This is a genomic window from Nonomuraea sp. NPDC048916 (assembly GCF_040649575.1).
In the GTDB taxonomy this organism is placed as follows: Bacteria; Actinomycetota; Actinomycetes; order Streptosporangiales; family Streptosporangiaceae; genus Nonomuraea.
Genome location: NZ_JBEZFS010000035.1, coordinates 71,850 through 80,736, shown reverse-complemented (window position 1 = coordinate 80,736; position 8,887 = coordinate 71,850). Strand labels below are relative to the sequence as shown.

Here is an 8,887-nt window from a genome sequence, read left to right as displayed (position 1 = left end):
GGGCGATCGCCCAGACGTAGTCGACGGGGCGGCGGCGCGTCATCGCGCCCGAGTCCGCTTTCATGACGGGGTCGGTGGTGGTGGCCATGACGGCCCCCTTTCAGTTCCGGGTCATTGTCTTTGGCACCTCGATCACACCGTGTCCGGCGGTTCCGGGTCAGTGCCGTACGGCCTGTCCCAAAGGGACTTTCGGCCCAACCCGACATCCCCGCGTCCGTGCCGGCCAAACGGCGCACGATTCGGGACTTCCGCCCCTACGAACCGATTCCGCCCGGAGTTGTCATGGAATGACGCCACAAGGAGGTAAACATGAACGCGATCGTACGTCGCGAACGCGGACTGTTCCCCGAGATCTTCGACCTGCTGGAGGCCCCGTTCTCCGGGCTGCGCCCATCCACGATCAGGTTCGAGGACTACGTCAAGAACGGCCGCTACGTTCTGCGCGCCGAACTGCCCGGCATCGACCCCGACAAGGACGTCGAGATCAGCCTGGCCGCCGGCATCCTCACCATCCACGCCGAGCGCCGGCACGAGGAGAAGGACGCGCACCGCACCGAGTTCCGGTACGGGGCCTTCACCCGCTCCATCGCGCTGCCCCCGAACGCGGACGAGAAGGACGTCAAGGCCACCTACGACCAGGGCATCCTCGAGGTCAGCGTGAAGCTCGCCGACAAGAAGCAGGCGGGCACCCGCATCCTCGTCCAGAAGCCCGGTGGCAAGGGCTGAGCGCCATCAGGTGACGCCGAACGAAGCGACGGCCCGCCGCACGATTTCCCGTGCGGCGGGCCATCCGCTGTCTGGGACCCGGGGCCGGCCCTGGTCTACCTCGCGAAGCCGTCGAGGGCGGCGAGGACCTCCTTGCGCATGGTGTCGCTGCCGGTGTGGCCGGAGTCGTCCACCACGACGAGCCGCGCTCCGGGCCAGGCCCGGCTCAGCTGCCAGGCGTTCTCCAGCGGCGAGCCCAGGTCGAAGCGGCCGTGGATGAGCACCCCCGGGATGCCGGCCAGCCGGTGCGCGTCGCGCAGCAGGACGCCTTCGTCCAGCCAGGCGGCGTTGGAGAAGTAGTGGCTGCAGATGCGGACGAAGGCGAGGAGCGCGGCGGGCGGCCGGTTGCTGTAGGCGCCCGGCTTGCCGTTGACCTCCAAGGAGATCACCGTGTCCTCCCACGCCATCCAGTCGTGGGCGGCCTTGGCCCGCACGGCGGGGTCGGGGCCGGACATGAGCCGCGCGTAGGCGGCCAGCAGGTCACCGTCGCGCTCGGCCTCGGGGACACCCTCGCGGAAGCGCTGCCACTGCTCGGGGAAGAACCGGCCGACGCCACGGTAGAGCCAGTCGATCTCGGAGCGCCGGGTCATGGTGACGCCGCAGACGACCATCTCCGACACGCGCCCGGGATGGGCCTCGGCGTAGGCGAGCATCAGCGTCGACCCCCACGACCCGCCGTAGAGCAGCCATCGGTCCACGCCCAGATGCTCGCGGAGCCGTTCCATGTCGGCGACCAGGTGGTGGGTGGTGTTGGTGGTCAGATCGGCGGCCGGGTCGCCGGCGTGGGGCAGGCTCCGGCCGCAGTTGCGCTGGTCGAACAGGATGATGCGGTAGCGCTCGGGGTCGAAGTGGCGCCGCTGACCCGGCGAGCAGCCGGACCCCGGCCCGCCGTGGACGACCAGCGCGGGTTTGCCCTCGGGATTGCCGCAGACCTCCCAGTAGACGAGGTGGCCGTCGCCGGTGTCGAGGTGCCCGTGGTCGTAGGGCTCGATCGGGGGATACACCCGTCCACCTTAGAACGACGGCGGCATCTCGATGGACCCGCGCCATCCCGGTGAACTTGCGCCATCGCGGTGGACCCGCGGCACTCGTCCCGGTTGGACAGCCCGAAGGGCGGGCTCCCCGAGGCGTCCGGGCCGATCATCTCCGCCCCGCCGCCTGCCCGGTGGCGCCGGAGGGGGCCGATCTCCCCTCGACCGGCAAGCGGCCGTTCAGCCCGACCCGACGAGCGCCGTCTCCGGTAGCCAGGGAGCGACGGCCAGCGCTGAGGACACCACGACCACGGGGCACGGCGGCCAGCGCAGGCACGACAGCAGCACCGGGCCGAGGTGGCCGTCTCCGGCCTGGTGCGCGGCCGAGCCGAGCACGAGCAGTTCGGCTCCGTCCGCGCTGCCGGCCAGCACCCTCTCCGGCCGTCCCCTGACGAGCTCGGGCCGTACGCTCAGCCCGGCGTGCGCGTCGCGGACCGACGCGACCGCGCGGTCGAGAGCGGCGGAGGCGATCGACCGCTGGCAGGAAAGGTCACGGTGCCAGGCGTAACGTGCGTAAGGGGCATGGTGCTCGGCCGGTGTCCCCCAGGCGTGGACGATCACCAGCTCGGCCTGCCGGCGGACCGCCTCGTCGGCGGCCCACAGCAGCGCGGCCTCCGACTGAGGAGTGCCGTCAGTGCCCACCACGATGCGATGAACCTTCATACCCGCATGGTCGCGTGCGGCGGGAAGGAGCTGGTAGGGCCGTTCCTCCTCCATCACCGGGACCTTCGTCAATCACGGCGGCCCGCGCCGCGAGGTCACGCGCGTGGGCTGCGTCCCCTCCCCCAGAGCAGGTAGGCGACCGGCCCGACCGGCTGAACGAAGATGCCCAGCCACCACCACGCCTTGCGCCCCCGCACCTCGTCGCGGGGACGGGACCAGAGATCGACCGCCGCCGTCGCCGTGAGCGCGAGCTCGACGGAGACCAGCGTCAGCAACGCCGCCTGCCGCTTGTTGGACATCTCGTTCCAGCGCATGATCCGCTCCCCTCGTCAGTGCCTCAACATCGTGGCGGCCCGGCCCGTGCGCGTCTCGGGCACGGGCCCGTACAACGGCCACCGCTTGCGGGTGGCCGCCTACGTCTGCCTGGCCCGTACGACGGCCACCGGGCAGGTCACGTGGTGCAGCACGCCGTGGCTGACCGAGCCGAGCACGGCCGAGGCGAAGCCGCCCAGCCCGCGCGTGCCGACCACCACCAGGTCGGCCGCCTCAGCGGCCTTCCTCAGGGCCGACACCGGGTGCTCGCACATCTGCTCGTCGACGATCCGGACGTCGGGGTACTTCTCCCGCCAGGGGACCACGCGTTCGCGGGCGGCGTGCACCTCCTGCTGGTAAGCCTTGTCCAGGAGACTGCCGTAGGCGGCGGCGTACGGCGAGGAGATGGGCAGCTGCCAGCCGTAGATCACCTGGAGTTCCGCATCGCGGGCGCGAGCCTGGTCGATCGCGTATTCCATGGCCACGTTCGAAGGCTGCGATCCGTCGTAGCCGACGACGATCCGGCCGTGCCTCTCGCCGGTGGGCCCGCGCACGATGATGACCGGCCCCGCGGCGTGCGCGGCGACGCTCCTGCTGACCGAGCCGAGCAGCATCCCGGCGAACCCGCCGAATCCTCTGCTGCCCAGCACCAGGCTGTCGGCCGTCACCGATTCGCCGACCAACGCGTCGATCACGTTGCCGCTGAGGATCTCGGTGCTCAGCTCGACGTCCGGCGCCACCTCGTGTGCCCGGTCGCTGGCGGCCTCCAGTGCCCCGAGGCAGTATTCGGTGCCGCCCACGTTGCGTACCCACTGCTCGCAGACGTGCACGATCCGCAGCGCCTTGCCACGGCGCCGCGCGTCGTCGGCGGCCCACTCCACCGCCGCTGCCGCCGACGCGGAGCCGTCCACGCCGACCACGATCTGTCCAGTCATGACAGCCTCCCTCATGAACCCCTCGTCTTCAGCCTGTCCACCCGGAGCGCCCGGCACGCGGGGATGAAGTCCCCGATCGGTGGGCCATTGGTCCCTAGGCCGCCTCACCCCCGGTCAGCGAGAAGTACGCCTCCTCCTCCTGCGCGAAGTGCAGGGTCAGCACCGCGTGCAGTCCGTACAGGCAGGCGCGCAGATCGTCGAGCTGCTCGGGGAGTGGCGCGTGATCGAGGGCGAGGCGCAGGTGGGCGCCCAGCCGGTTCACCAGCCGGATGATCTCCGCGTGTGCCCTGCTCATGGTGACCGTCGCCTCCGGATCTCCGAGCAGCCTGCTCAGCGCCGGGTACAGACGCGTGTCCTCCTCCTGCTCGTGCGGCAGGATCTCCTCCGTGAGGAGCCGGTAGACGCGCCGCAGCAGGGCCAGGGACTCCGGGCCCGGCCGGTCGAGCGCGTCGGCGGTCTCGCGCAGCAGGTCGAGCACGGGCCGCAGGCCGTCGTGCTCCTGGTCGAAGCGCTGCAGCAGCGCGCCGGTGGCCGCGTCCACGTGCAACCGGGTGCCCCGTACGGGCCGCAGCGCGCGCAGCGCGTTGACGATGACCGCGACGTCGATGGCCTCCTGCAGCACCGCGCCCGCGACCGGAGGCAGCGCGCCGAAGGCGGCCGCCACCATGGCGACGAGCGACATCCCGATGCCGGCGCCCGCGCTCTGCACGGCGATGCGGCGGGTGCGGCGGGCCACGTCCATCGCGTCGGCCAGCCGGTCGAGCCGGTCGGCGGTCAGCACCACGTCCGCCGCCTGCGCCGACGCCGCCGAACCGCGAGCGCCCATGGCCACGCCGACCTGGGCCGCGGCCAGGGCGGGCGCGTCGTTGATCCCGTCGCCCACCATCACGGTCACCGCCCGCTCGGCCTCCTCACGCACCCCCACGACCTTCTCGGCCGGGGTGCGCTCGGCCAGCACGCGATCCACGCCCAGGATCGCCGCGACGCTCTCGGCGACCTCCGCGCGATCTCCCGTGAGCATGACCACCCGTTCGATGCCCGCCGACCGGAGCCTGCGCAGCGTCCGGGCCGCGTCGGCGCGTACCGCGTCACGCAGGAGGACCACTCCGGCGATGACGTCGTCGACGCACACCCAGACGGTCATCGCGCTGTCCAGCGCCGCCCTGGCCCGCTGGGCCGCCATCCAGGGTGAGGAGTGGCCGCGCGGAGCCTTGCCCACGCTCACCCGGCGTCCGTCGACCACGCCCGCCGTGCCGACCCCGGCCTGCTCGCGCACCCCTTCGACGGCGGGCAGGTCGAGGCCGCGCCGCCGGGCCGCGCGCACGATGGCCGCGGCCAGCACATGTGACGACATCTGGTCGACCGCCGCCGCCAGCCCCAGCACGTCCGCCGCCGTGAAGCCCTCGGCGGCCACCACGTCGATCACCTCGGGCCGCCCCTCGGTCAGCGTCCCCGTCTTGTCCAGCACGAGGGTGCGCGCCAGGCCGAGGGTTTCGAGCGCCGCTCCGCCCTTGACCACGACGCCGTGGCGGGCCGCGCGCGACATCCCGGAGGCGATCGCGGCGGGCGCGGCCAGCAGCAGCGGGCAGGGCGTGGCCACCACCAGCACGGCCACCGCCCGTACCGGCTCTCCCGACAGCGCCCAGGCCAGACCGGCGAGCAGCAGCGTGGCGGGCAGGAACCAGGCGGCGAACCGGTCGGCCAGCCGCACCACCGGCGCCGTGTCGGCCTCGGTCTCGCGCGCCAGCCTGATCACCGCCGTGTAGGTGCTCTCCTCGACCGTGCCGGTCGCCCGCAGGTCGAAGGCGGACCCGGCGTTGACGACGCCGCTGCGCACGCTCTGGCCCTCGTCGTATTCCACCGGCAGCGACTCGCCCGTCAGCGCCGACTCGTCCAGCACCGCGGCGCCTCGCGCGACCACGCCGTCCACCGGCACCAGCTCGCCGGACGGCACCAGCAGCAGGTCACCGCGGCGCACCTCGCCCACGGGCACCACCCGTGGGCCGCCTTCCTCGTAGCGGTGCGCCGAGCGCGGCGCCCGCTCGTACAGCGCGGTCAGGTCACGCTTGGCCCGCCGCAGCGCGTAGTCCTCCAGCACGCGGCCGGTCGCCAGCATCACCGCGATCACCGCACCGGCCGCATACTGCTGTACGGCCAGCGCCCCGACCAGTGCCAGCACCGCGATGGCGTCCACCCCGAGCCGGCCGGCGCGGAGCGCGGAGATCACCCACCACGCCGCGGGCGGCACGGCCACGGCCGTGCCCGCCATCCAGCAGACGTCGCCGGCGGCCGGATAGCCGGCCAGATGCAGCGCGGCTCCGGCGATCAGCGCCGCGATCGTCCCTCCGAGAAAGGCCGTCAGCCACAATCGCTTCACACTTCCACCCTGCCCATCAGGCCGGACGGCACCCCAGGGACCTTGGTCCTCCATCCGGGGCCGATCGCCACTACGCGCCGACCTGGCCATCAGCGCGTCACGACCGGTGGACCACCGCGACCGGGCACGGTGCGTGATGGATCAGGACCGATCCGGCCTGTCATGTCACGACCGGTGAACCACAGCGACCGGGCACGGCGCGTGATGGATCAGGACCGATCCGGCCTGTCATGTCACGACCGGTGAACCACAGCGACCGGGCACGGCGCGTGGTGGATCACGGCCTGGGTTATCGAGCCGAGCAGCAGGCCGCGGACCTCGCCGAGCCCGCGCGGCCCGACGACGAGCAGGCTCGCCTTGTCGGCCGCGGCCAGCAGCGCCCCACGGGCGGGCTCGTTGACGAGCTCGACCTCGACCTCCAGGCCGGGCCAGGCCCGCTTCAGCGGCAGCAGCTCGTTCCACGCCTGGCCTTCCGCGCGGACCCGCAGCTCCTCCATGCCGGCCTCTTCACCGTGGTCGCGATGGGCGATGATCACGCGGAGCCCGACCTCCCGCAGATGCGCCTCCTGCGCGGCGAAGTGGAGGGCGGCCTTGGCCGCCGGCGACCCGTCGAACCCCACGGCCACGCCGCGCGCCGGGTCCACGTGGCCGCGCACGACGATCACCGGGCACGCGGCTCGCGTGGCGACGTGGGTGCTGACCGACCCCGCCACCAGGCCGCTCAAGCCGCCGTAGCCGCGGGTTCCGACCACGACGAGGCGGGCGGTACGCGACAGGTCGATCATCAGGGCGGCCGGCGAGCCGCGGTCGATCACGGTGTTGACCGGCACCCCGGCGTGATGCCGCCGGGCCCACGCGGCGGTCCTTTCGAGCAGCCGCGTCGCGGGGCGGCGGGCCAGTTCGAGTGGCACGATCTCGCCCGGCCACTCGTGGTAGGGCCACTCCCAGGCGTGACACACGGTCAGGGGCAGCTTTCTGGCCTCGGCCTCGGCAGCGGCCCAGCGCAGGGCCTGCCTGCCCGACGCCGAACCGTCGACGCCCACCATGACTCCCAGGTCTTCTCGCATGGCGATCGCCTCCTCAGCCCTACGATCGGGCGCCGGAGCGGCGGCGGTCAGGGCCGTCCCTCTCCATCGAGGGGGACTTTCGTCCTGCTCCCTCCGCGGGCCTGCCCTTCCCACCGTCACCGGGCGGGCGGACGAGGTCAGCGCGGTGATCGCTCGACCTGGATGGGACGAAAGACAGGTGTGTCCCGGACCTTCGACACTGCCGTTCGCGCGCCGCGGGATGATGACATGGAGCCATGGAGAGACGCGACATTCGCAGGTGGCCACGACGGGCGCTGCTCGCGCCGGCGGCGTCGCTGGCCGTCTATCTGCTGTTCGTGCGCCCGCGGTTGCTGCGCTGGGGAGCCACTCGTGACGAGGTTCGCCGCCCGTTCCCCGGAGACGCCGTCATTCCCCGCCCGCACATCAGGGCGACCCGCGCCATCACCGTCGACGCGCCGCCCGAGGCCGTCTGGCCCTGGCTGGTGCAGATGGGCGGCTCCCCCAGAGCCGGCTGGTACGGCTACGAACGCGCCGACGGCGGCCCGAGCGCCGACCACATCATCCCCGAGCTGCAGAAGCTCAAGGTGGGCGACCTGCTGCCGACCGGCCGCTCCGGCACCGGCTTCCGGGTCGAGCAGGTGGAGCCCGGGCAGGCCATCGTCCTGGCCATCCGGGCCTTCCACGTCACCGAGACGTGGGCGATCGTCCTGGTCGGTGAGGGCTCACGCACCCGGCTGCTGTTCCGGCACCGCGTGCTGTGCCGGCCCGGCCCGCTCGGGCTGATCTACCTGCTGCTGTCGCAATCGGGCGACTTCTTCACCGTCAGGAAGCAGCTCACCACGATCAAGGCCCTGGCCGAGCGGACTCCGTGGCCGCGGCTCTCGCGTGAGAGCGAGCCGATCAGCCTCGCGACTCGCCGCCGCCCGGCGTCCTAACCGCATCCCGCGTCCCGGAACCACCCGGCGTCTCGGAACCACCCGGCGTCTCGGGCGCGTCCCGCGTCGTGGGCGTGTTCGGCGGGTAGGGCGGGAGGCCGAACCGGGCTCGGATCATCTGCTGGATGGTGACCTTGTCCGCGCGGGCGTCGATCGTCATGACGTACTCCTTGCGGCGGAACAACTCCACGACCGGGTCGATCTTGTCGTGGTATTCGCGCAACCGCCTGGCCAGGGCATCGGGGGTGTCGTCCTCGCGGGTGACGAGCTCGCCGCCGCAGACGTCACACGTGCCCTCGACCTCGGGTCGGTCCGCGATCAGGTTGTAGTCCATGCCGCAGCGCGAGCACAGCCGCCGGGCGAGGACCCTGCGCCACACCTCCTCGTCGGGCAGGTCCAGGTAGATCACGCCATCGATGTCGTAGCTCTCCAGAAAGAACTCCGCCTGACGCCGGCTGCGCGGGAACCCGTCGATGACGAACCCGTAGTTCCAGTCGTGCTGTTGCAGGCGGTCCCTGACGACCTCCTCGACCAGGTCGTCACCCACGAGCTCGCCGGCGGCGACCAGGCGGCGGACCTGGGCGCCGAGTTTGGTGTGGTGCTTCACGTGCCATCGGAAGATGTCGCCGACGCTGATGTGCACGAGGTCGAGATCACGGGCGAGCAGCGCGCTCTGCGTGCCCTTGCCGCTCCCCTGAACCCCCATGATCACATATTTCCGCATACTCCACCCTCCACTGACCTCATCACTCTCCCACGCCCCTGACCGAAGCCTCCCCGGGTGGCTACCCTCCTCCCAGCGGTTACCCCCTCCCGCCGG

Annotated in this window: 9 protein-coding genes; 2 read left to right on the top strand and 7 right to left on the bottom strand. The window is 72.2% G+C overall.

Annotated features, from left to right (window positions below; all coding sequences use genetic code 11):
• Positions 1-309 precede the first annotated feature (309 nt).
• Entirely contained in the window at positions 310-726 is a 417-nt protein-coding gene (locus AB0C16_RS30765; RefSeq protein WP_357687924.1) for an Hsp20/alpha crystallin family protein, read from the top strand.
• 95 nt (positions 727-821) lie between these two features.
• Here AB0C16_RS30765 and pip read toward each other — a convergent pair whose 3' ends face one another.
• The 6 genes from pip to AB0C16_RS30735 all read right to left on the bottom strand — a co-directional run bounded on the left by pip (position 822) and on the right by AB0C16_RS30735 (position 7,150).
• Complete coding sequence (pip, locus tag AB0C16_RS30760) at positions 822-1,769, bottom strand: prolyl aminopeptidase (RefSeq protein ID WP_357687922.1); 948 nt, start codon at positions 1,767-1,769, stop codon at positions 822-824.
• 207 nt (positions 1,770-1,976) lie between these two features.
• Positions 1,977-2,459, bottom strand: a complete 483-nt coding sequence (locus AB0C16_RS30755) for a universal stress protein (protein WP_357687920.1) — start codon at positions 2,457-2,459, stop codon at positions 1,977-1,979.
• Between the two features lie 95 nt (positions 2,460-2,554).
• A complete protein-coding gene (locus tag AB0C16_RS30750) occupies positions 2,555-2,773 on the bottom strand; it encodes a PLD nuclease N-terminal domain-containing protein (protein ID WP_357687918.1) in 219 nt (72 codons plus the stop codon).
• Between the two features lie 99 nt (positions 2,774-2,872).
• Positions 2,873-3,706 carry a universal stress protein gene (locus tag AB0C16_RS30745; RefSeq protein WP_357687916.1) on the bottom strand — a complete coding sequence of 278 codons (834 nt, stop codon included), beginning with the start codon at positions 3,704-3,706 and terminating at the stop codon, positions 2,873-2,875.
• A gap of 94 nt (positions 3,707-3,800) precedes the next feature.
• On the bottom strand, positions 3,801-6,083 hold the full coding sequence (locus tag AB0C16_RS30740; protein ID WP_357687914.1) for a heavy metal translocating P-type ATPase: 2,283 nt from the start codon (positions 6,081-6,083) through the stop codon (positions 3,801-3,803).
• A 233-nt stretch (positions 6,084-6,316) separates the two neighbouring features.
• A complete protein-coding gene (locus tag AB0C16_RS30735) occupies positions 6,317-7,150 on the bottom strand; it encodes a universal stress protein (RefSeq protein WP_357687912.1) in 834 nt (277 codons plus the stop codon).
• Between the two features lie 236 nt (positions 7,151-7,386).
• Here AB0C16_RS30735 and AB0C16_RS30730 point away from each other — a divergent pair, with 236 nt between their 5' ends.
• On the top strand, positions 7,387-8,067 hold the full coding sequence (locus tag AB0C16_RS30730; protein ID WP_357687910.1) for an SRPBCC family protein: 681 nt from the start codon (positions 7,387-7,389) through the stop codon (positions 8,065-8,067).
• Here the strand turns inward: AB0C16_RS30730 and AB0C16_RS30725 are convergent.
• The gene (locus AB0C16_RS30725) at positions 8,033-8,791 is read right to left on the bottom strand and encodes a nucleoside monophosphate kinase (protein WP_357687908.1); all 759 of its coding nucleotides are present in this window, start codon (positions 8,789-8,791) and stop codon (positions 8,033-8,035) included. The two genes, AB0C16_RS30730 and AB0C16_RS30725, sit on opposite strands and share 35 nt — an antisense overlap.
• Between the last annotated feature and the right edge of the window lie 96 nt (positions 8,792-8,887).

Bases quoted from the DNA above. Each gene is read 5' to 3' on its own strand.
- AB0C16_RS30765 (WP_357687924.1), top strand. From the start codon at position 310: ATGAACGCGATCGTACGTCGCGAACGCGGACTGTTCCCCGAGATCTTC.
- AB0C16_RS30755 (WP_357687920.1), bottom strand. From the start codon at position 2,459: ATGAAGGTTCATCGCATCGTGGTGGGCACTGACGGCACTCCTCAGTCG.
- AB0C16_RS30750 (WP_357687918.1), bottom strand. From the start codon at position 2,773: ATGCGCTGGAACGAGATGTCCAACAAGCGGCAGGCGGCGTTGCTGACG.
- AB0C16_RS30745 (WP_357687916.1), bottom strand. From the start codon at position 3,706: ATGACTGGACAGATCGTGGTCGGCGTGGACGGCTCCGCGTCGGCGGCA.
- AB0C16_RS30735 (WP_357687912.1), bottom strand. From the start codon at position 7,150: ATGCGAGAAGACCTGGGAGTCATGGTGGGCGTCGACGGTTCGGCGTCG.
- AB0C16_RS30730 (WP_357687910.1), top strand. From the start codon at position 7,387: ATGGAGAGACGCGACATTCGCAGGTGGCCACGACGGGCGCTGCTCGCG.
- AB0C16_RS30725 (WP_357687908.1), bottom strand. From the start codon at position 8,791: ATGCGGAAATATGTGATCATGGGGGTTCAGGGGAGCGGCAAGGGCACG.